16 protein-coding genes are annotated in these 20,918 nt (G+C 39.1%); 10 read left to right on the top strand and 6 right to left on the bottom strand.

Translation table 11 applies throughout. From position 1 onward, the window contains the following. The first annotated feature begins 47 nt into the window (after positions 1 to 47). The 6 genes from recO (at position 48) to RM545_RS02765 (ending at position 9,135) form a co-directional block, all read left to right on the top strand. On the top strand, positions 48 to 767 hold the full coding sequence (gene recO / locus RM545_RS02740) for a DNA repair protein RecO (protein WP_311493786.1): 720 nt from the start codon (positions 48 to 50) through the stop codon (positions 765 to 767). Further along, a complete protein-coding gene (locus tag RM545_RS02745; protein WP_311493787.1) occupies positions 767 to 3,166 on the top strand; it encodes a TonB-dependent receptor in 2,400 nt (799 codons plus the stop codon). The genes recO and RM545_RS02745 overlap by 1 nt, the downstream gene beginning before the upstream one ends. Positions 3,167 to 3,578: 412 nt before the next feature. Further along, positions 3,579 to 7,403, top strand: a complete 3,825-nt coding sequence (gene ileS / locus RM545_RS02750) for an isoleucine--tRNA ligase (protein WP_311493788.1) — start codon at positions 3,579 to 3,581, stop codon at positions 7,401 to 7,403. 3 nt (positions 7,404 to 7,406) lie between these two features. Next, a complete protein-coding gene (locus RM545_RS02755) occupies positions 7,407 to 7,793 on the top strand; it encodes a TraR/DksA family transcriptional regulator (protein ID WP_311493789.1) in 387 nt (128 codons plus the stop codon). A gap of 68 nt (positions 7,794 to 7,861) precedes the next feature. Next, positions 7,862 to 8,485 carry a DUF4097 family beta strand repeat-containing protein gene (locus tag RM545_RS02760; protein ID WP_311493790.1) on the top strand — a complete coding sequence of 208 codons (624 nt, stop codon included), beginning with the start codon at positions 7,862 to 7,864 and terminating at the stop codon, positions 8,483 to 8,485. Between the two features lie 38 nt (positions 8,486 to 8,523). Further along, the gene (locus RM545_RS02765) at positions 8,524 to 9,135 is read left to right on the top strand and encodes a lipoprotein signal peptidase (RefSeq protein WP_311493791.1); all 612 of its coding nucleotides are present in this window, start codon (positions 8,524 to 8,526) and stop codon (positions 9,133 to 9,135) included. On the opposite strand, the gene RM545_RS02770 is transcribed toward RM545_RS02765, so the two are convergent. From RM545_RS02770 to RM545_RS02795, 6 genes are read right to left on the bottom strand one after another with little or no spacing between them, the layout of a single operon-like run. After that, a complete protein-coding gene (locus RM545_RS02770; RefSeq protein ID WP_311493792.1) occupies positions 9,132 to 9,551 on the bottom strand; it encodes a response regulator in 420 nt (139 codons plus the stop codon). The genes RM545_RS02765 and RM545_RS02770 overlap by 4 nt on opposite strands. 7 nt (positions 9,552 to 9,558) lie before the next feature. Next, positions 9,559 to 11,010 carry a sensor histidine kinase gene (locus tag RM545_RS02775; protein ID WP_311493793.1) on the bottom strand — a complete coding sequence of 484 codons (1,452 nt, stop codon included), beginning with the start codon at positions 11,008 to 11,010 and terminating at the stop codon, positions 9,559 to 9,561. A gap of 55 nt (positions 11,011 to 11,065) precedes the next feature. After that, a complete protein-coding gene (locus RM545_RS02780) occupies positions 11,066 to 11,638 on the bottom strand; it encodes a 5-formyltetrahydrofolate cyclo-ligase (protein ID WP_311493794.1) in 573 nt (190 codons plus the stop codon). Continuing rightward, positions 11,607 to 12,614, bottom strand: coding sequence for a succinylglutamate desuccinylase/aspartoacylase family protein (locus RM545_RS02785; protein ID WP_311493795.1), 1,008 nt, complete (start codon positions 12,612 to 12,614; stop codon positions 11,607 to 11,609). The genes RM545_RS02780 and RM545_RS02785 overlap by 32 nt, the downstream gene beginning before the upstream one ends. 3 nt (positions 12,615 to 12,617) lie before the next feature. Continuing rightward, entirely contained in the window at positions 12,618 to 13,490 is an 873-nt protein-coding gene (gene rimK, locus RM545_RS02790; protein ID WP_311493796.1) for a 30S ribosomal protein S6--L-glutamate ligase, read from the bottom strand. After that, positions 13,462 to 13,911 (bottom strand): ATP-dependent zinc protease family protein, encoded by a 450-nt coding sequence (locus tag RM545_RS02795; protein ID WP_311493797.1) that lies wholly within the window; start codon positions 13,909 to 13,911, stop codon positions 13,462 to 13,464. The genes rimK and RM545_RS02795 overlap by 29 nt, the downstream gene beginning before the upstream one ends. A 470-nt stretch (positions 13,912 to 14,381) precedes the next feature. Here RM545_RS02795 and RM545_RS02800 point away from each other — a divergent pair, with 470 nt between their 5' ends. The 4 genes from RM545_RS02800 to RM545_RS02815 all read left to right on the top strand — a co-directional run bounded on the left by RM545_RS02800 (position 14,382) and on the right by RM545_RS02815 (position 20,780). Then, positions 14,382 to 14,927, top strand: coding sequence for a gluconate 2-dehydrogenase subunit 3 family protein (locus RM545_RS02800; RefSeq protein ID WP_311493798.1), 546 nt, complete (start codon positions 14,382 to 14,384; stop codon positions 14,925 to 14,927). A 2-nt stretch (positions 14,928 to 14,929) separates the two neighbouring features. After that, positions 14,930 to 16,645 carry a GMC family oxidoreductase gene (locus RM545_RS02805; protein ID WP_311493799.1) on the top strand — a complete coding sequence of 572 codons (1,716 nt, stop codon included), beginning with the start codon at positions 14,930 to 14,932 and terminating at the stop codon, positions 16,643 to 16,645. 121 nt (positions 16,646 to 16,766) lie between these two features. Further along, positions 16,767 to 18,560, top strand: coding sequence for an excinuclease ABC subunit UvrC (gene uvrC, locus RM545_RS02810; RefSeq protein WP_311493800.1), 1,794 nt, complete (start codon positions 16,767 to 16,769; stop codon positions 18,558 to 18,560). Then, on the top strand, positions 18,561 to 20,780 hold the full coding sequence (locus RM545_RS02815) for a patatin-like phospholipase family protein (RefSeq protein WP_311493801.1): 2,220 nt from the start codon (positions 18,561 to 18,563) through the stop codon (positions 20,778 to 20,780). It abuts the gene before it with no gap. Positions 20,781 to 20,918: the final 138 nt, after the last annotated feature.

Consider the following 20,918-nt stretch of genomic DNA (forward strand, 5'->3'; position numbering starts at 1 on the left):
CATTTTGGACGACCTCTTTTTAATATCTTTGGTTTCAAACTTACCCAATGCACGTAAACACCGAAGCTATAGTTATTAGTGCGCTAAAATATGGAGAGGCAGATCTTATTGTGAAAGCCTACACCCTGGAAAGCGGACTAAAAACATACATGCTACGGGGAATATTGAAGTCGAAAAAGGGCAAATTAAAGGCATCGCTGTTTCAGCTGCTCACCCAGCTTGATCTTGTCGCCAGTCACAAAAATAAAGGTACGTTAGAGTACCTTAAGGAGGCAAAAGTGCTGCATACTTACCAGACTTTGCATACAAACGTGGTAAAAGCATCTATAGTGATGTTTTTGGCTGAAGTTTTAAAGAATGCGATCAGGGAGGAAGAGGCAAATAAGCCGCTTTATGAATACTTAACAGCTGGTTTAAACTGGCTGGACCTTCACGACTCCATAGCAAACTTCCATTTGTTATTTTTGCTGAAATTAACCCGATATTTGGGGTTTCAGCCTGATCACTCTAATAGAGATTTTCCGTATTTCAATATGCTCGACGGTGTTTTTCAGGAATATAAAAGTAATGAGTACTGTATTGAAGGTGAAAATGTGCAAATTTTGCGGCAACTCTTGGGCATAAATTTTGATAGTCTCACAAGTGTGAAACTAACCCAGGTAAGCCGGACGAATTTCTTAAATATGCTCATTTTGTATTATGAATTGCATATCGAAGGATTTAGAAAGCCAAAGTCTCTTGCCGTGCTGAACGAAATTTTTAGCTAATGCGATTTTTGCCAGGCATCATTGCCTTTTTTTTATGTCTTTCAGTTTATGCACAGGAAATCCAGGTTTTCGATAAAGAAACTAATGAGCCTCTTCCCAATGTAGCAATTTACAATCCCGAGAAAACCAAAAGTACCCTTACCAATTTTGATGGTTTTGCAGATATTTCCAAATTTAGTACAAATGAAATTCTCATTTTCAAACATGTTTCCCACGATGAGGTGAGACTTCGGAAATTTGATGTAACCAGGGAGAATCATTCTGTTTATTTAACAGGAAATGAAAATGAACTCGAGCAGGTTATTCTGTCTATTTCAAAATTTGAAATGAGCAAGGAAGATATTCCACAAAAGATTGTGAGCATTACTCCTGAAGATATTAAGTTTTATTCACCGCAAACTGCAGCAGATCTTCTGGAAAACACAGGACAGGTTTATGTGCAAAAGAGTCAGTTGGGAGGAGGAAGCCCCATGATTCGGGGTTTTGCGACAAATCGGCTGTTGATCACGGTGGATGGCGTAAGGATGAATACGGCAATTTTTAGGAGTGGAAACCTTCAGAATATTATTTCCATTGATCCGCTTGCCGTGGAGAGCAGCGAAGTGATTATTGGTCCCGGCTCCGTGGTTTATGGTAGCGACGCTATTGGTGGCGTTATGAATTTTTATACGCTGAGCCCCAATTTTTCTTTCAATGGAAAAACTTCGATTTCCGGAAATGCTTACTCCCGCTATGCTACGGCAAATAATGAAAAAACTGTACATGCAGATGTGAATATTGGGCAGCAAAAATGGGCCTCCCAAACTTCTGTCACCTATTCCGACTTTGGAGATCTAATAATGGGAAAATACGGTCCCGAAGAATATTTAAGAACCGACTATGCTATTCGTCGTGATGGTGAGGATATCCAGGTAGAAAATCCAGATCCGCGGGTACAGAAACCTACAGGATATAATCAGATCAACCTCCTGGAAAAGATAAAATTTATGCCCGACGGAAACTGGGATTTTAACCTGGGGCTTATCTATTCCACAACTTCAGGTTATCCGCGGTATGACAGGTTGTATCGGAAAAGGGAAGGGGTTTTGCGATCTGCAGAATGGTATTACGGTCCGCAAACCTGGTTTCTGGGGAATTTAAAGATAAACAAGACCGGAGTTGGAAAGTTCTACGATAAAGCCCAGTTTACAGCGGCTTATCAATATTTTGCTGAGAGCCGAAACGACCGGAATTTTGGAGAGGAAATACTTTTTACCACGGAAGAAAATGTAGGTGCTTACTCTTTTAACCTGGATTTTGAAAAGCGGTTTCAGGAAAGCAGGATTTTCTACGGACTCGAATATGTGCTTAATAATGTCAATTCTGAAGGTGAAAGTATAAACATAAGTTCTGAAGAAACTAATCCAACTGCTTCCCGTTATCCCGATAATTCTTCCTGGCAATCTCTTGCCGCCTACGGAAGTTATCAATGGAAAATCCGGGAAAACCTGGCTTTTCAATCTGGGTTAAGGTATAACCGGGTAATTTTAAATGCAGATTTTGATGCCGGTTTTTATGATTTTCCTTTTGAAAAAGCAGATATTGAGACCGGTGCGTTAACCGGAAGTGCCGGGGTAAACTGGCAGCAAAACAGCAGTCTTGGCTGGAGGCTGAATTTTTCCACGGCCTTTCGCGCTCCGAATATTGACGATATTGGAAAAATTTTCGACTCCGAGCCCGGTGCAGTCGTAGTTCCCAATCCCGATCTTGAACCCGAATATGCTTATAACGGCGAACTTGGACTGGACTGGACTCCTGCAGAAAATATCCGTTTTGAATTTGCAGGATTTTATACTTATCTGGATAACGCAATGGTAAGGCGGGATTTTGACCTAAACGGGGAAACGATCATAGATTACCAGGGAGAGCCAAGTCGTGTACAGGCGATCCAGAATTCGGCAAGTGCTTATGTCTACGGGTTTGAAGGAGGAATGAAAATTGACTTTTCTGTGGCTTTCCGACTAACCTCACAGCTTACCATTACTGAAGGGAAGGAAAAAGAAGGCAACGAGTATGTGCCTTTACGACATGCCGCGCCCGTTTTTGGAAATACACACCTTCTATGGCATAAAAAAAGACTGAAACTTGATCTTTACGGAGAATACAACGGTGAATTTGAGTTTGAAGACCTGGCACCTTCAGAACAGGGCAAGGAATATTTATACGCTATGGATGAAAACGGAAATCCATATTCCCCCGCCTGGTACACGATCAATTTGGCTGCCCAATACACGTTAAGTGAGCATTGGAAAGCTACAGCTTCACTGGAAAATATCACCAATCAGCTTTACAGAACATATTCTTCAGGAATTTCAGCAGCCGGAAGAAATTTTATTTTGGCGTTGAATTATAGTTTCTAGCTGTCACTGCTAGGTAGCAAAGCAGTCTGCATCTTACAGCTACAAGTATTCTTCTTGTTCCTGAAAATGTCAATTTTCGGCATGTAGGGATTTCTGTGGCTGAAGGTAAAAATGATATCAGATCGATAATTGCCATTTTTGAAGGTCGGTCTTGTAGGACATTACTTTTTCAGTAAATCTTATTCAGCATTAATGTGAGGATCAACTTTCCGGATGTTTTGAAGTCAGATTTTACTCATTTTAGCTTCAGTAATACTATTATTTTTCAGTTTTAATATTTAAATCCGACTTTCTCCGCTTAAAAACCCTTGTGGTCTTTCAGGTATCGATTCACGGGATAGGATTTTCTTTTTATGCCTCGCTCTTTTGTCAAAATTGATTAATTTCGCACATCATTAGAAATTTCGACAAAATGAGCAATAAGTTCCCTGAATATAAAGGACTTGACTTACCAAAAGTTGCAGAAGAAACCTTATCCTGGTGGAAAGAGAACAAGATATTTGAAAAAAGTATTACCTCGCGGGAAGGTGAAGAGCAATTCATTTTCTTTGAAGGCCCGCCGTCTGCCAACGGACTGCCGGGGATCCACCACGTTATGGCCCGGGCTATAAAAGATATTTTTTGTCGGTACAAAACCCAGAAAGGTTATCAGGTTAAACGTAAAGCCGGTTGGGATACCCACGGTCTGCCGGTAGAACTTGGTGTTGAAAAAGAACTTGGGATTACCAAAGAAGACATTGGTACAAAAATAAGTGTTGAAAAATACAATGACGCCTGTAAAAATGCAGTAATGCGTTACACCGATGTGTGGAATGACCTTACTGAAAAAATGGGCTATTGGGTAGATATGGACGAACCGTATATTACCTATAAATCCAAATACATGGAAACAGTGTGGTGGCTGCTTTCCGAAATTTATAAGAAGGGATTAATATATAAAGGTTATACCATTCAGCCCTACTCACCAAAAGCGGGTACCGGTTTGAGTTCCCACGAGCTTAACCAGCCGGGAACTTATCAGGATGTTACCGACACCACGGTGACAGCTCAATTTAAGGTGATTCAAAATGAAATTTTTAAAGCCTCACCTCTTGGGACGGATTTGGAAGGGGCCTGGGGGGATCTTTTCTTCATCGCCTGGACCACAACTCCGTGGACTTTGCCGTCTAACACCGCGCTCACTGTTGGGCCAAAGATCCAGTATGTAACAGTAAAAACTTATAATCAATACACTTTTAAGCCAACCACTATTGTGGTGGCAAAAGATCTTGCTGAAAAGCAATTCGATAAAAAATTTAAAAAGGTTGAAACCGAAGAAGCCCTTCAGGATTATAAAGAAGGAGATAAGATCCCTTATTTTATAGGGAAGAGTTATTCGGGGAAAGATCTTGTAGGGATAAAATATGAGCAGTTATTACCTTATGCCCAGCCATATAACAATCCTGAAAATGCTTTTAGAGTAATTTCAGGAGACTTTGTAACTACCGAAGATGGTACGGGGATCGTACATACCTCGCCAACATTTGGTGCAGATGATGCGCTGGTAGCGAAGCAGGCAACTCCGGAAGTTCCGCCGTTACTGGTTAAGGATGAAAACGATAATCTTGTTCCGCTGGTGGATTTGCAGGGAAAATTCAGAAAAGAACTTGGAGAGTTTGCCGGAAAATATGTAAAGAATGAATATTATGACGACGGAGAAGCTCCGGAGAAATCTGTAGATGTTGAAATCGCGATAAAATTAAAAGAAGAAAACCGCGCTTTTAAAGTTGAAAAATATGTGCATAGTTATCCGAATTGCTGGAGAACAGATCGCCCTATTCTTTATTACCCATTAGATTCCTGGTTTATAAAAGTAACAGATGTTAAGGACCGGATGCATGAATTGAATCTCGGAATTAACTGGAAACCAAAAGCTACGGGAGAAGGACGTTTTGGGAACTGGCTGGCAAATGCGAACGACTGGAATCTGTCCAGGAGCAGGTATTGGGGAATTCCGTTGCCAATCTGGAGGACAGAAGATGGCCGGGAAGAAAAAATTATTGGCTCTATTGCAGAGCTAAAGGAAGAAATGGCTAAGGCTGTAGCGGCCGGAGTGATGGACAACGATATTTTTGCTGGTTTTGAACCCGGCAATATGAGTGATGAGAACTATGAGCAGGTAGACCTTCATAAGAACGTGGTAGATGGGATTACGCTTATTTCTGAAAGTGGTAAGCCTATGAAAAGGGAAGCAGATCTTATAGATGTGTGGTTTGATTCCGGTTCTATGCCATATGCGCAGTGGCATTATCCGTTCGAAATGCCCCCTGTATCCCCCAAAGGGGGACAAAGCACCCCTAAATATCAAACCGCCAGGAAATCTTCTTATCGTCTTTTAAAGGATAAAGCTGAAGAAAGGAAAAACAACCCCACCGATGCTGAGAAAATCTTATGGGAAGGTTTAAAAGGGAAAAAACTGAATGGCTATAAATTTAGAAGGGAACATATAATTGATGAATATATTGCTGATTTTGTTTGTTTAGCTAAAGGTTTAATTATAGAAGTTGATGGCGGGTATCACAATGATCCTGAGATTAGAGAAAATGATGATTTCCGGAGTAAATATTTAAAGGACAATTTTAATTATTCCGTAATTCGTTTTACTAACGAGGAAGTAATCGGAAATCTTGAAGGAGTTCTCGATCAAATTGAAGAAGCACTGGTCAAAACTCCCCTTAGGGGCCAGGGGGCTTTTAAGGCAGATTTTATTGCTGAAGGTGTAGATCAAACAAGGGGCTGGTTCTATACTTTGCATGCCATTGCAACAATGATTTTTGATGATGTTGCTTATAAAAACGTAGTTTCTAACGGACTTGTTTTAGACAAAAACGGACAAAAAATGTCCAAACGTTTAGGCAATGCGGTAGATCCTTTCGAAACTTTGGCGGCTTTTGGTCCCGATGCGACCAGGTGGTACATGATCTCCAATGCCAATCCATGGGATAATTTAAAGTTTGATATTGAAGGAATTGGTGAAGTGCAACGTAAATTCTTCGGAACGCTTTATAACACCTATTCTTTCTTTACGCTATATGCCAACATCGATAATTTCACTTATGCTGAAGATGAACTTGCGCTGGAAGAAAAGCCGGAAATAGATCGCTGGATACTTTCAGAATTGCATACGCTTATTCAAAATGTTGATAAATTCTATGCTGATTATGAGCCGACAAGGGCTACCCGTGCAATTTCAGAATTTGTTCAGGAAAACCTGAGTAACTGGTTTGTACGCCTAAGCAGGAGAAGGTTCTGGAAAGGAGATTATGAGCAGGATAAGATTTCAGCTTATCAAACTCTTTATACCTGTCTTGAAACAGTGGCAAAATTAGGTGCTCCGGTTGCTCCATTCTATATGGATAAACTTTACAAAGATTTAAACCAAGCGACCAATAAGGAAACATTCGAATCTGTACATTTGGCGAAGTTTCCCGAGTTTGAGGAAAAGTTTGTTGATAAGTCTTTAGAACGAAAAATGGAGAAGGCGCAAACTATTTCTTCTCTGGTACTTTCGCTGCGAAAAAAAGAAATGATAAAAGTTAGACAGCCTTTGCAAAGAGTAATGATTCCGGTACTGGACGAGCGACAGAAGGAAGAAATTCTGGCCGTTCAGGATTTGATTAAATCTGAAGTTAATGTAAAGGAACTGGAGCTAATAGATGATGCTTCAGGCATACTGGTGAAGCAGGTAAAACCAAATTTCCGTGTACTTGGGCCCAGATTTGGTAAAGATATTAAACTGATTGTTAGTAAAATAAATCAGTTTACTCCTGAAGATATAGCACAAGTTGAGCGTGAGGGAAGTATTGATATTGAAGTTAATAAAAAAATGATTAATTTGGCAGCAGATGAACTGGAAGTTACTTCCCAGGATATAGAGGGATGGACAGTAGCCAGTAGCGGAAATATTACAGTAGCCCTGGATGTAAGTATCTCTCCCGAGTTGAAAAAGGAAGGAGTTGCCCGGGAGTTAATTAATCGTATTCAGAATATGCGAAAAGATTCTGGTTTTGAAGTAACAGATATTATTAACGTGACCCTACAAAAGGACGGCATGATCGAGGATGCCGTCAATGAAAACCTAACTTATATTAAAAATGAAACATTAACTGCAAATCTCGAATTTGCAGATGTGGTGGAAGAAGGTTCTCTGGTAGAATTTGATGAAATTACCACAAAAATGTTTATTAAAAAACATTAACCTATGTCTACAACAGATGTTAAAGAAAGATACAGCGATGCTGATTTGGCAGAGTTTAAGGCCTTAATCCAGAAAAAGATTGCCAAAGCCCAGGAGCAACTTGAAATCTATCAGAATGCTTATAAGAATGATGGGAACAACGGTACTGATGATACCTCTCCTACATTTAAAGCTTTTGAGGAAGGAAGTGAAACCATGAGTAAAGAAGCTAATTCCCAGCTTGCCATTCGTCAGGAGAAATTTATAAGGGATCTAAAAAATGCTTTAACGCGTATCGAGAACAAAACTTATGGGATATGCCGTGTCACTGGAAAACTTATTGCCAAGGAACGACTTCTGCTTGTACCACATGCAACGCTGAGCATAGAGGCTAAAAATCTTCAGCGGTAAAACACATTTTTAAATAAAGTAAAAAACGCTCCTGTTGAATTCAGCAAGGAGCGTTTTTGATTATTGTAATGAGGACATTTAGTTTCGGAATTTTTCTGCTTTTCGGAATTCTTTTGAGTAATGCTCAGAAAGATACCCGGGAAATTTTTGATGCCAGCGACATTAGTGAAATAGAAATTAATGCTGATGAGGTCTATAAGATCAACCTCTGTACTTCCAAAACAGGGAAAATTAAAATTTCAGCACATTCTGAAGGCGAGTACTTTAATAATATTTCCCTTATTTCAGGAGTAGAAAAAGACAAGATGAAAGTCCATACGAGGTATCCTGAGGTCCTGACGGGAGGCTATGATAAACTCAGTGCACACAAAAATTTTTCTATGGTAATACATATGGAGGTTCCGGAAAATATGAACATTTTCATTCGCTCCAATCTGGCTTCTGTAGTGGCAAAAGGAAATTATAATGGTTTTTATGCTGATCTTCGGGAAGGCTACTGTAATCTTCTGGATTTTAGCGGGAATGCAACTGTAAATACATATAAGGGGAATATTTACGTGGAGGCGATGTCTGGAAACGTAAAAGCAGAATCCCGAAACGGAGTCGTGCATATTCCAAAAGAGATATATGGATCCAATCTTCTTAAACTCACCTCTATTAATGGTGATATTAGTGTCCTCAAAACTAAATAATATTAGTATTTTTGGTTCGTTTTTAACTTAAAGTATTCATGTCTCTAAAGAAAGCCGGCTTTATCATTTTCCTGGTCCTGTTAATAGATCAGATTTCCAAAATATACATTAAAACTAATTTCACTTTAGGAGAAGAGGTTCCTGTCTTTGACTGGTTTCGTATTCTTTTTGTTGAAAATGAAGGTATGGCCTGGGGAACCAAAATTCCTGGCACATACGGGAAGCTTATTTTGACTTTATTCCGGCTTGTGGCTATTGTAGGAATTGGGTATTGGTTGTGGGATTCTGTGCGTAAAAATGCATCTAAAATTCTTATCACCTCCATTGCACTTATTTTCGCAGGCGCAATGGGAAACATAATAGATTCTGTTTTCTACGGAATTATTTTCAGTGATAGTTATGGACAGGTGGCAGAATTTATGCCGGAAGCAGGAGGCTACAGTACACTCTTTCATGGTAAAGTTGTGGACATGCTATACTTTCCCTTATACGAAGGGTATTTACCGGCATGGATCCCTATTTGGGGAGGAGAATATTTCACCTTTTTTGAGCCTGTTTTTAATATCGCCGATAGCGCAATAAGTGTAGGTGTGATTCTTCTGCTTATTTTTAATAAAAGAGCCTTTCCAAAACACGAGGAAGAGAACTAGGCAGCGGGTATTGCTCTTTCAAAGATTTTTTCGAATTTCTTAAGCTCTATGGGCTTAATAAGATAATCTGTTACCATATTTATGGATTTAGCCCTCTCCAAATCTCTTGGATCTATTGAAGAGCTCACTACGTAGAGTGTAATTTTCTTATTGAAGTTGTTTTTTATTTTAACAAATTCGTTTAAAAATTCCCAGCCGTCCATTACCGGCATGTTTAAATCAAGAAATATAATTTCCGGAAGCCTTTCTTCAGACATGTTGCCCAGGATATACTTAAAGTGGTCCATGGCTTCCTTTCCGTTCTTATATATTAAAAGATTTTCCGAAAGTTGCTTAATTTCGATTATTTTCTTTACCAGGTTCACGTATATCTTGTCATCATCGATGATACACGCCAGTTCTATTTTTTGCCCCATAACAGATCTAAAAAGTTATTTTAAAAGTGGTCCCGATTTTAACTGTGCTGGTAATAGAAATTGAACCTCCAAGTGCTTCCACCTGATTTTTGGTGATAAACAGCCCAATTCCTTTTGCATCAGGATTATGATGAAAGGTCTTGTACATTCCAAACATCTTATCTCCATGTTGATCGAGATCTATTCCTAATCCATTGTCGCTAATCTCCAGAAACCTCTTTCCGTTGGAAATATAGGACTGTATATAAATAACCGGTTTTCTGCCAGGTTGCTTATATTTTATTGCATTAGTAATTAAATTTAGTAAAATACTTTCAAGATACTCAGGGATATACGATATTTCTTTCAGAGAGTGAAATTCAGCGACGATTTTTGCATTTTCCCGATTAATGAGAGGAGCAATAGAGGCGAGAACGGTATTAAGAGCATCGTTAAACTTGATTTTCACACTCTTTTTAGCTAGTGTTGTTTCCACGTTAACCAAGTCATTAAGTTGTGCAATAGCGGTATCGAGGTTTTCAGAAATATAACTTATATTGTCAAATAAGTCCAATTTATCCCTATCTGTTTTAGCTTCCTTTAGTAATTCAACCACCAGGCTAAGGTTACTGCTATGGGATCTTAAGTTATGGGATACAATGTGAGCAAAACTAAAAAGGCGGGAGTTTTGGGTGGCAATAATGTCCAATGAGTTCTGGAGATTAATTTCGTTGGTTTTGTTCTCATTTATATCCTGAAAGACTCCTCTTATCCCTATTATTTGTTCCTCCTGATTGTATACAGGCTTTCCAGTCGCCCGTACCCAGAATTCACTGTTATAGAGCGTCAGCATTTTAAGCTCAATTTTAAATGGAATACCGTAAAGCTCACATTTTTTAAATGCGGCATTCATTATATGATGATGTTCCGGGGCATAGAACCTCAATTTTTCTTCGTAATCCAGGTGAAAGTCCTGGGGGCAATCCATTATTTTTTTAGTAACGTTATCCCAGTAGATATTTTTGTCTATAATGTCTACGTACCAACCGCCAGTACAAGTCATTTCTGCTGTTTCCCTGTAGTAGAAAAAATTTTCTTCAATAGTATATTGATCGCGTTTGCTCTGGTGGATATTCACAAATAGGAGCACAGCCGTTTCTCTTAAGCTCTTGTCTTTATTTCTAAGATTTTTGCACTCAAACCATCGATATTTGCCGTTTTCAAGGCGCATCCTTATTTCGAAGCTGAAGGTTTCGTTTTCTGTTAATAGTTTTTCGAAATTCACCCTGAAGTCGTAACGATAATCTGGGTGGAGGATTTCCTGAAGAAAGTATTCGTAAGGATTACTTGCTGTATCAGGATTAAAGACCAAAGTAGTAAAATGATCAGACCAATCAATTTCCTTGCTGAAGAGATTGATTTTCCAATAAGCTATATCAAAATCCTCAAGGATACTATTTAGCTGAAGGTCATTAAGCATTAACCGGGGATATTTAGCTAAAAATAGGTTAATGTAAATAGTCCTACAAATAAATTTAACTTTTTTTAAAGCTGTAGGTATTTTCAGGTGTTACGCAGTAGTCCAGAGGGATATCTGATTGATAAATATCCTCAATTTCTTTTTCAGCTTCAAAAAACGAGAGGCCGACTTTTATAACGTCTTCTTTGCACGCTGCCAGAAATTTATCATAGAAGCCTTTGCCATAGCCAACGCGGTGTCCGGACTTGTCAAAGGCGAGAAGAGGAATAAAAACAGCATCGATTTTATTTGCATTTAATTCTATTCCATCCTGTGGTTCGGGTATATTCCAACGGTTTGTTTTAATTACCGTGGTATCCGTTAAAAGGTAATTTATGAGTTCATTTGTAGGAGCATCAGTTTTAGGAAGTACCACATTTTTATCTTTTCCCTGTAAAATATGGAGTATAGGTTCTGTATCTACTTCTTTCTGTTCTGCGATACTTAAAAATAGATGATAAAACTGGTAATCCCAGATGGGCAGTGTTAATAACTGGTTAGCGATTTGGAGACTGAGATCCTCTATTGTTTCTTTAGACAAGCCCAGTCTTAGCTCCTTATATTTCGCTCTCAGAAATTTCTTCTTCATTGCTCCTTTTTGGTAGTGAAATATGAAAAACAGCATCCCCCTGATAAACTATGGGAGATTCATTTACGTTAATTATATAACCTTCATTGGCAGCTTTGATCTTATGTCGAAATTTGCCGTAAGGGTCAGTAATCGTGGCAATAAATTCTCCTTTTTCCACGTGCTTCCCGCAAGGAATCTTTACGTGTAAAAGTCCACTGTACTTTGCCCGCATCCAAAACGTATTTTCAATTATAACCGTTTCTGTAATAGCATCTGGATAATCAAATCTGGGTTTTAGCATGTCCAGATGGCTTAGGATACGTGTTGCTCCATCTACGCCATGTCTTGCAATTTCTTTGTTGCTGTTGGCAGATTTACCGCCTTCAAAAAGAAGAACCGGAATTCCCAGTTTTGCACAAGTCTCTCTATAAGATTTTGTTATTGTTTTAGAATTGATGGTAAATGGTGCGTTGAAGATATGGGCGTATTTAAGGCTTTCTTCATTACCTTTTTTTATCCTGATCTGCGGTGCGTTAAATCTACTTGCTCCTCCAGTATGAAAGTCCATACAGAAATCGGCTATCGGAAGTATCTTTTTCACAAATTGGAAAGCGAATCTACTGGCAAGAGAACCGTGCTTGGTTCCCGGGAAAACCCGGTTTAGATCCCGGCCATCCGGAAATTCCCGCGTCAACGTGAGAAAACCGAAGATATTCACCACCGGAATGCAGATTATGGTACCTTTTTGAGGTTTGTTAATTCCCTTAGAGATAATCTGTCGTACAATTTCTACACCATTTATTTCGTCCCCGTGTATTCCTGCCGTTAACAATACAACCGGTCCTGGCTTTTTTGCACGTTCAATAATTACCGGCACCTCTACAGATGTGGTGGTGTAGAGTTTGGCCATATTAAAATTAATTGTAGCACTCTTTCCGGCTGGTATTCTTTTTCCTAATATTTCCAGGACATTGTCCTTATCTATTTGTGGCATAAATTAAACATTTCGCTCAATGTACCTAATAATTGTTTTTGCTATGTCTTTTCCGGTGGCAGCTTCTATTCCTTCAAGACCGGGAGAAGAATTCACTTCCAGGATAAGAGGTCCTCTGGCACTTTGCAACATATCTACACCGGCCACCCCAAGGCTCATGGCTTTTGCGGCTTTTATGGCTGCATTTTCTTCTTCGTCTGAAAGTTCAATGATTTCAGCAGATCCACCACGGTGGAGGTTAGAACGGAATTCCCCTTCTTTTCCCTGCCGCTTCATGGCGCCTACCACATGTCCATCTACAACAAAAGCTCTAATGTCGGCACCGCCGGCTTCTTTAATAAATTCCTGTACAATAACCCTTGCCTGCAAGCCGTTAAAGGCTTCAATAACAGATTCGGCTGCATTGTTTGTCTCTGCAAGTACAACCCCAAGGCCCTGTGTACCTTCTAGTAATTTAATAATGAGAGGCGCTCCCCCAACATGATCTATCACTTCCTTAACATCTTTGGAGTAATTAGTGAAAACTGTTTTTGGCAATCCAAGTCTGGCACGGGAAAGGATTTGCAAACTCCTTAGTTTATCCCGGCTTCTCACAAGTGCCTGTGATTCTGTAGTAGTAAAAACACCCATCATTTCAAATTGTCTTACAACGGCGGTTCCAAAGAAAGTAACCGATGCTCCAATTCTGGGAATTACAGCGTCTGCTCCTTCAATAGCTTTTCCTTTGTAAAAAATCGATGGTTTCTTCTTTTCTATAACGAGATCACATTTAACAGGATCTATTACTTCGACTTCATGGTCACGTTTTTTAGCGGCTTCCACGAGTCGTTTGGTTGAATAGAGATTGCTATTTCTGGATAGAATTTTTAGCTTCATTTTCTTGCTGATTATTAGAGACGTTTGTAAGTTCTGTATCGACTATAAATTTTTTGGTGAGAAATTTTCTCCCGATAAGAACCGGAAATCGCATTTCCTGACGCGAAGACAAAGAAAGGGAAATTTTGAAAATCTTATCAAAAAGTTTGATGTTGGATTGTACCTGATATCTCTTTTGAATCATACCGTTACTACTGCGTACAAATACAACATCAAAATCTTCGAAAACAATTTCTCTGCCGTTGTATAAAGGATGTTCTTCATCCAGAAAAGTACAATAAAGCTTGTCCTCTTTCTCTTCGATATTTTCGCAATGTATGGAAGAGGTATATGCTCCAGTATCTATTTTTATTGCGATGTCGTATAATTTAAGGGCCGGAAAATCTGCTTTGTCAAATCTGCCTATCACTCTTTTCTCCATATTGCAAGATAATAAAATAGACATCCTTTCTTCTTAATGTCTTCTGAAAATAGTTTTTTGTAAAAGTTTATAAGGAATCAGCGTCATAACTCCCGGTTATTTTTTTGAAGTTCAAATATTAGTTCGAAATTTTTTATGCAGCTATTTTTACTTCGGAAAAAGTTCTGTTAGAAGAATATCAGTATAGGCTGAAGTTTAATTTCCGGCTGGTACGGTTTGTGTATAAAGTAAATTGAAAATTGCAGAACACTACTTCAGAAATTATAATTGTTAATGTCGTGGCAATTAACTGAAGAAGCCTTTAAAGTTTTATTTTTGCACTTACGGTTTGAACTTTAACTTTATCTTCACAACCTGTTGAAGGCTTAAAGGAGACAGCGTTTAAGCATCAATGAATTATCATACGCTTAATTTTCTAACACCAGAAATTTTACTAAAAAAGTACGACTTATACCTTATAAATAACAAAAATGAAGAGAAGAGATCTCATTAAAACCCTTGGAATATCTGCAGTAGGACTGGCAACAGTGCCTTTTTGGATTGATTCCTGGACAGCGGAGGAACTACCCGAAGCAAACGGCGATGTAAACGACGATCAAAAGCTGATGTTGGCAGGAATGGTAGATACCATTATCCCTGCTACAGATACACCCGGAGCCAAAGAACTTGAAGTAGATCGCTTTGTGCTTGTGATGGTTAATGACTGTTTTGAGAAAGAAGTTCAAAAGGAATTTGCGGCGGGTTTTAATAGTGTAGACGAGGCTAGTAAAGACCAATATGGAAAATCTTTTGTAGAACTTTCGGGTGCAGAAAGACACGAAATTTTAAACAAGATGCTGGCAACAGAGAAATCATCAGATAAAAAAATCAATTTTGTTCCTTTTGTAAAAGATCTAACCATAGCAGGTTATACTACCTCTAAATATGTTTTGGAAAATATCCTGGATTATGAGCAGGTACCTTCAAGGTGGGATGGAAGTTTTCCGGTTAATCAAGAAAAATATCACAACGCATAATTATGGCATACTTTAATATAGACGGAGTAGAAGAAAGAACTTATGATGCAATTGTTATTGGCTCTGGCATTAGTGGGGGATGGGCAGCTAAGGAATTAACTGAAAAAGGGCTGCGCACCTTGGTCCTGGACCGCGGGAAAGACGTAAAACATGTGGTAGATTATCCTACTACCAGCCTGCACCCGTGGCAAATGGATCACAGGGGAACGCTGCCACTCGAAGTAAAAAAAGAAAACCCTATTGTAAGCAAATGCTACGCCTTTAAAGAAGATGCATCCCATTTTTTCTCTAAGGACGATGAACATCCTTATGTACAGGAAAAACCTTTCGACTGGATAAAAGGATACCAGGTTGGTGGAAAATCATTACTGTGGGCAAGACAGGTACAGCGCTGGAGCGATTTCGATTTTGAAGGACCTGCAAGGGACGGCTTTGCTGTAGACTGGCCAATACGTTATAAAGATTTGGCTCCCTGGTACAGCTACGTTGAAAAATTTGCCGGAATATCCGGGAATAAAGATGGCCTAGCCGAATTACCTGATGGTGAATTTTTACCACCGTACGAACTGACCAAAGTAGAAAAGTACTTTAAGGAAAAGGTAGCGGAAAAATATGGTGATCGTCACGTGATTGTTGCACGCTGCGCACATCTTTCAGAACAAAAAGATATACATAAACAACAGGGACGGGTACAATGCCAGAACAGGGTATTGTGCCAGAGGGGTTGTCCTTACGGAGGCTACTTCAGTAGTAATTCATCAACTTTACCATGGGCCGAGAAAACAGGAAACCTCACCTTAAAACCTGATTCTGTTGTAGAATCGCTTATCTACGATGAAGAAAAAGAAAAGGTTACAGGTGTACGCGTAATTGATGCTCACACCAAGGAAGTTACAGAGTATTTTTCAAAAATTGTTTTTGTAAATGCTGCGGCTGCAAACACGAACCTGATTTTGCTAAATTCTAAATCAAAACGTTTTCCCAATGGTCTTGGTAATGACAACGGACTTCTTGGTAAGTATTTTGCTTTTCATAATTACAGGGCCCGGGCAACTGCAGAATACGATGGTTTTACAGATTTTACTACAGATGGAAAAAGGCCTACCAGTGGATACATTCCAAGGTTCAGAAATATTCATAAGCAGGAAACCAACTTCTTAAGGGGGTATGCTGCGGGTGTTAGTACCTACCGTAGTGAATATACCAGCGAGGATGGACTAGGAGTAGCTTTAAAAGAAAAACTTGCTAAACCAAAGCTGGGGCCATGGAGGATTGGAAGCCATATGATGGGCGAGACGATTCCCAAAGAGAGCAACCTTATTAGCCTTAACAATAGTAAGAAGGATGAATGGGGAATCCCGCTGCTCAATTTTGATGTAGCTTATGATGATAATGATGAAAAGATGATCGAGGATTATTTTGAACAGATCACCGAAATGTTTGAAAGCGCCGGATTTACAAATATCAGGACCAGCGATTCTAAACAGGCTCCCGGACTGGACATACATGAAATGGGAGGCGTTCGTATGGGTAAAGACCCAAAAACCTCTTTGTTAAATGAGTGGAACCAGTTGCACACCTCTAAAAATGTTTTTGTGACAGATGGTGCCTGTATGACTTCAACAGGTACTCAAAACCCATCTTTAACTTATATGGCGCTTACCGCCAGGGCAGTGGATTATGCTGTTAAAGAATTGAAGAACGGAAATATTTCGTAGGCTGAAAGGACGATTTATTAAGAGAAAAACCATCGGTAGTAGCTGCAAACCGGTGGTTTTTCTGTTTTAAATTTTAAAATTCACGGCGGCATTAAGCGCAATAAATTTTATCTTTGAAGTAATGGAAAAGCCTGCATTGGAAGTACAACTGCAAACTCTGCCCGACAGTCCCGGGGTGTACCAGTATTACGATAAGAACGGGAAAATCCTGTATGTAGGGAAGGCGAAAAACCTTAAGAAAAGGGTCACTTCCTACTTTACCAAACGTCACGACTCTCACAGGATAGGCGTAATGGTGAAGAAGATTAAGGAAATTAAGCATATTGTGGTTGCTTCGGAAACCGATGCGCTGCTGCTTGAAAATAACCTTATTAAAAAGCATCAGCCGCGGTTTAATGTGATGCTAAAGGATGATAAAACCTATCCCTGGATCTGCATTAAAAACGAACGATTTCCCAGGGTTTTCCCAACCCGCAGGCTAATTAAGGATGGCAGCGAATACTACGGCCCCTTCACCAGTTTTAAAACTGTAAATACACTTTTGGACCTTATTAAAGGCTTGTACAAACTCAGGACTTGTAATTATGATTTAGCTGAAGATAAGATCGAAAATGGCAAATACAAGGTGTGCCTTGAGTATCATTTGGGAAATTGTGAAGGTCCTTGTGAAGCTAAGCAGGCAGAAGAAGATTACAACCGGAATATTGAAGCCATAAGGCAGATCGTAAAAGGAAATTTTAAGGATTCCCTGCAGCAGTTTAGAAATCAGATGAAAGTGCATGCTGAAAATATGGAATTTGAAGATGCGCAGCGAATCAAGGAAAAAATTAATGTACTTGAGAATTATCAGTCAAAATCTACAATCGTAAATCCCAAAATTACTAATGTAGATGTTTTTTCCATTACCAGTGACGAGGGTTATGGCTATGTAAATTTCCTTCAGATTTCTCACGGCGCCATTATCAGGTCGCATACTATTGAAATGAAGAAAAAGCTGGACGAAAGTGATCAGGAACTGCTGGAATTGGCAATTACCGAGATAAGGCAGCGCTTCAATTCAAATTCAAAAGAAATTTATCTTCCGTTTAATATTGAATTTGCTGAAGATGTAAAGGTTACCGTTCCGCAGTTGGGCGATAAGAAGAAAATTGTAGAGCTATCCCTCAGAAATGCCAAATATTACCGCCAGGAGCGGTTTAAACAGATGAAAATTATAGATCCGGACCGCCATGTGAACCGTATTATGGCCCAGATGAAGGAGGATTTACGTTTAAACGAAGAACCGCGGCATATAGAATGCTTTGACAATTCAAATATACAGGGAACCAACCCGGTAGCTGCCTGTGTGGTCTTTAAAAACGGAAAACCGAGTAAAAAAGACTATAGAAAGTTCAATATAAAGACAGTAGAAGGCCCAAATGACTTCGCTTCTATGGAAGAAGTGGTTTTTAGAAGGTATAGGAGATTGCTAAATGAAGGTGAAGACCTGCCGCAGTTAATTATAGTGGATGGTGGAAAAGGGCAATTATCGTCCGGTGTTAAAGCTTTGGAGACTTTGGGTCTACGTGGAAAAATTGCAATTATCGGCATTGCGAAACGGCTGGAAGAAATTTTCTATCCAGATGACAATATTCCGCTTTATCTGGACAAGAAAACAGAGAGTTTAAAAATCATTCAGCAGTTAAGAAACGAGGCGCATAGATTCGGAATTACTTTTCATCGTAACAAAAGGAGTAAAGTTGCGTTAAATACAGAGTTGGAATCTATTGCGGGAATTGGAGAAAAGACAGTTATTGAATTATTAAAACAATTTAGATCTGTTAAAAGAATAAAAGAGGCTTCTCTGGAAAATCTGAGTGAAGTAGTAGGAGCTTCAAAAGCACGTATTCTATATGAGCACTATCATAAGAAATAAATGAAAAACATACTGGTCATTTTTTTGTGTTTAATAAGTGTCAGGGGATTTTCCCAGCAAAAAGATGATCCTAAGGTTGGTCTTGTTTTAAGTGGTGGTGGTGCAAAAGGCCTGGCACATATTGGTGCTTTGAAAATTATTGAAGAAGCCGGGGTACGTATAGATTACATTGGAGGAAGTAGTATGGGCGCTATAATTGGCGGTTTATATGCTTCGGGTTATACTGCCAATGATCTTGATTCTATATTTCATGAAACTAATTTTAATATCCTTATCCAGGACGATCTTCCGCGAAGCGCAAAAACTTTTTACGAAAAAGAGGACACCGAGAAGTACGCCATAAGTCTTCCTTTTGATAATTTTAGATTAGGCCTGCCATCGGGACTTTCCAAAGGCCAGAATATTTATAACCTCATGTCGCGTTTGACGATGCATGTGAGCGAAATTGATGACTTTAATGAGCTTCCCATTCCGTTTTTTTGTACTGCTGCAGATATTGAAACCGGGGAAGAGGTGATTTTGGATAGCGGTTCTCTTGCCAAAGCAGTATCGGCCAGTGGTGCAATCCCTTCAATATTTAGTCCGGTGAAAATCGATGGTCGTTTACTTACAGATGGCGGGGTGGCAAATAATTATCCTATAGAGGAATTAAAAAGGAGAGGTGCAGAAATTATTATTGGGGTAGATGTTCAGGATACGCTTATCGATAAGGATAATCTCCGGAGTGTGCTTGATATTTTAACACAAATTGGCAATTTCAGGACGATTAGCGAGATGAAGGATAAGATCCCGCAGACCGATATTTACATTAATCCTGATATTTCGAAATTTTCTGTGATTTCGTTTAGCGAAGGGGAGGCTATAATTGATTCCGGAAGGGTCGCGGCAAAGGAAAAATACCAGCAGTTGGAACAACTTGCGGCAAGGCAGAAAGATTTTAAGAGAGAGCTAAAGAAGCAAGGACAGGACAGCATTTATGTGACTAATCTTGAAATAAATGGTAATAACACTTATCCGCAGTCCTACATTTTAGGAAAACTGAAACTGGATCCTGAAAAAAAATTGACGTTTAATGATCTTAATGTAGGGGTGAATAACCTTTCGGCTACCGGAAATTTTGATAAAATTAGTTACAACCTGATTCCCGGTAAAGACGGCGAGGAGTACACCCTGAATATGGATATTGAGGAAAGTGAGAATAAATCCTATCTCCGGTTAGCATTGCATTATGATGACCTTTATGAAAGCGGCGTTTTGCTGAACCTTACCCGCAAAAGTTTGCTTTTAACCAATGATGTTGCTTCCGTGGATGTGGTTGTTGGGGATCATTTCAGGTATTACTTCGATTATTATATAGATAAGGGTTATTACTGGAGTATAGGGCTTAAATCAAGATTTAATAATTTTAATAAAGACATTTCTTTTGATTTTGCCAATCAGAATGGGGATTTGCAAAATATTGGCGTGGAGAATATAGGTATAGATTACAAAGACATTACCAACCAGTTTTACGTGGAAACACTTTTCCAGCAAGTATTCTCTTTTGGGATGGGTGCCGAACATAAATATTTGGATATCACTTCTGAAGCTTTTCAGGATGAAAATGGCGAAAGCGGAAATACTGTATTTGAGGATAACAATTATTACAGCGCGTTTGGTTACTTAAAATTTGATTCGTACGACAATAAATATTTTCCTAGCCAGGGAGTTTATTTTGATGGCGACTTCCATGTTTATCTGTTTTCTTCAAATAATGATTTTGCTGAATTTTCTATTGCAAAGGGAAAAGTAGGTTACGCTGCCACACCTTTTGAAAAATTCACCACCCGTATTTCTGCAGAAACGGGATTTAAAATTGGAAACGACAATATAAACACGCTCGATTTCTTCTTGGGCGGTTATGGTAATTACCCAATCAATAACTTTATTTCTTTCTATGGTTATGATTTTATAAGTCTGTCGGGGGACAGCTATATAAAAGCTTTACTTGACCTCGATTATGAATTATTTCGAAAACATCACCTGATCGCCAGTGTAAACATCGCCAACGTGGAGAATAAATTATACTCTAGCGGAAACTGGCTTTCCATGCCAGATTATACCGGCTACGCACTTGGTTATGGACTGGAAACTTTCCTTGGCCCCCTGGAAGTGAAGTATAGTTATTCCCCCGAAATCAAGGAGAGTCATTGGTTTTTTAGTTTAGGCTTTTGGTTCTAAGTTTAGTTCTTTCACCCAAAATATTTTTATTCGCTTCGGAAATTTCTACGGAAGCATTGAGAAGATAGAAGGTCGAAAATTGCAGTTTTCGGGCAATGGCTTTGCCGGTCACAGGTTCTTCCGAAGATCTTGTAAAAC

It is taken from the genome of Autumnicola lenta (assembly GCF_031846515.1).
In the GTDB taxonomy this organism is placed as follows: Bacteria; Bacteroidota; Bacteroidia; order Flavobacteriales; family Flavobacteriaceae; genus Autumnicola; species Autumnicola lenta.

Coding starts and splice junctions, on each gene's coding strand:
- RM545_RS02770 (WP_311493792.1), bottom strand. CDS start 9,551: ATGGGGCAAAAAATAGAACTGGCGTGTATCATCGATGATGACAAGATA.
- RM545_RS02745 (WP_311493787.1), top strand. CDS start 767: ATGCGATTTTTGCCAGGCATCATTGCCTTTTTTTTATGTCTTTCAGTT.
- ileS (WP_311493788.1), top strand. CDS start 3,579: ATGAGCAATAAGTTCCCTGAATATAAAGGACTTGACTTACCAAAAGTT.
- RM545_RS02795 (WP_311493797.1), bottom strand. CDS start 13,911: ATGGAGAAAAGAGTGATAGGCAGATTTGACAAAGCAGATTTTCCGGCC.
- uvrC (WP_311493800.1), top strand. CDS start 16,767: ATGGAAAAGCCTGCATTGGAAGTACAACTGCAAACTCTGCCCGACAGT.
- RM545_RS02800 (WP_311493798.1), top strand. CDS start 14,382: ATGAAGAGAAGAGATCTCATTAAAACCCTTGGAATATCTGCAGTAGGA.
- RM545_RS02785 (WP_311493795.1), bottom strand. CDS start 12,614: ATGCCACAAATAGATAAGGACAATGTCCTGGAAATATTAGGAAAAAGA.
- RM545_RS02765 (WP_311493791.1), top strand. CDS start 8,524: ATGTCTCTAAAGAAAGCCGGCTTTATCATTTTCCTGGTCCTGTTAATA.
- recO (WP_311493786.1), top strand. CDS start 48: ATGCACGTAAACACCGAAGCTATAGTTATTAGTGCGCTAAAATATGGA.
- RM545_RS02760 (WP_311493790.1), top strand. CDS start 7,862: ATGAGGACATTTAGTTTCGGAATTTTTCTGCTTTTCGGAATTCTTTTG.
- RM545_RS02755 (WP_311493789.1), top strand. CDS start 7,407: ATGTCTACAACAGATGTTAAAGAAAGATACAGCGATGCTGATTTGGCA.
- RM545_RS02775 (WP_311493793.1), bottom strand. CDS start 11,010: ATGCTTAATGACCTTCAGCTAAATAGTATCCTTGAGGATTTTGATATA.
- RM545_RS02815 (WP_311493801.1), top strand. CDS start 18,561: ATGAAAAACATACTGGTCATTTTTTTGTGTTTAATAAGTGTCAGGGGA.
- RM545_RS02805 (WP_311493799.1), top strand. CDS start 14,930: ATGGCATACTTTAATATAGACGGAGTAGAAGAAAGAACTTATGATGCA.
- rimK (WP_311493796.1), bottom strand. CDS start 13,490: ATGAAGCTAAAAATTCTATCCAGAAATAGCAATCTCTATTCAACCAAA.
- RM545_RS02780 (WP_311493794.1), bottom strand. CDS start 11,638: ATGAAGAAGAAATTTCTGAGAGCGAAATATAAGGAGCTAAGACTGGGC.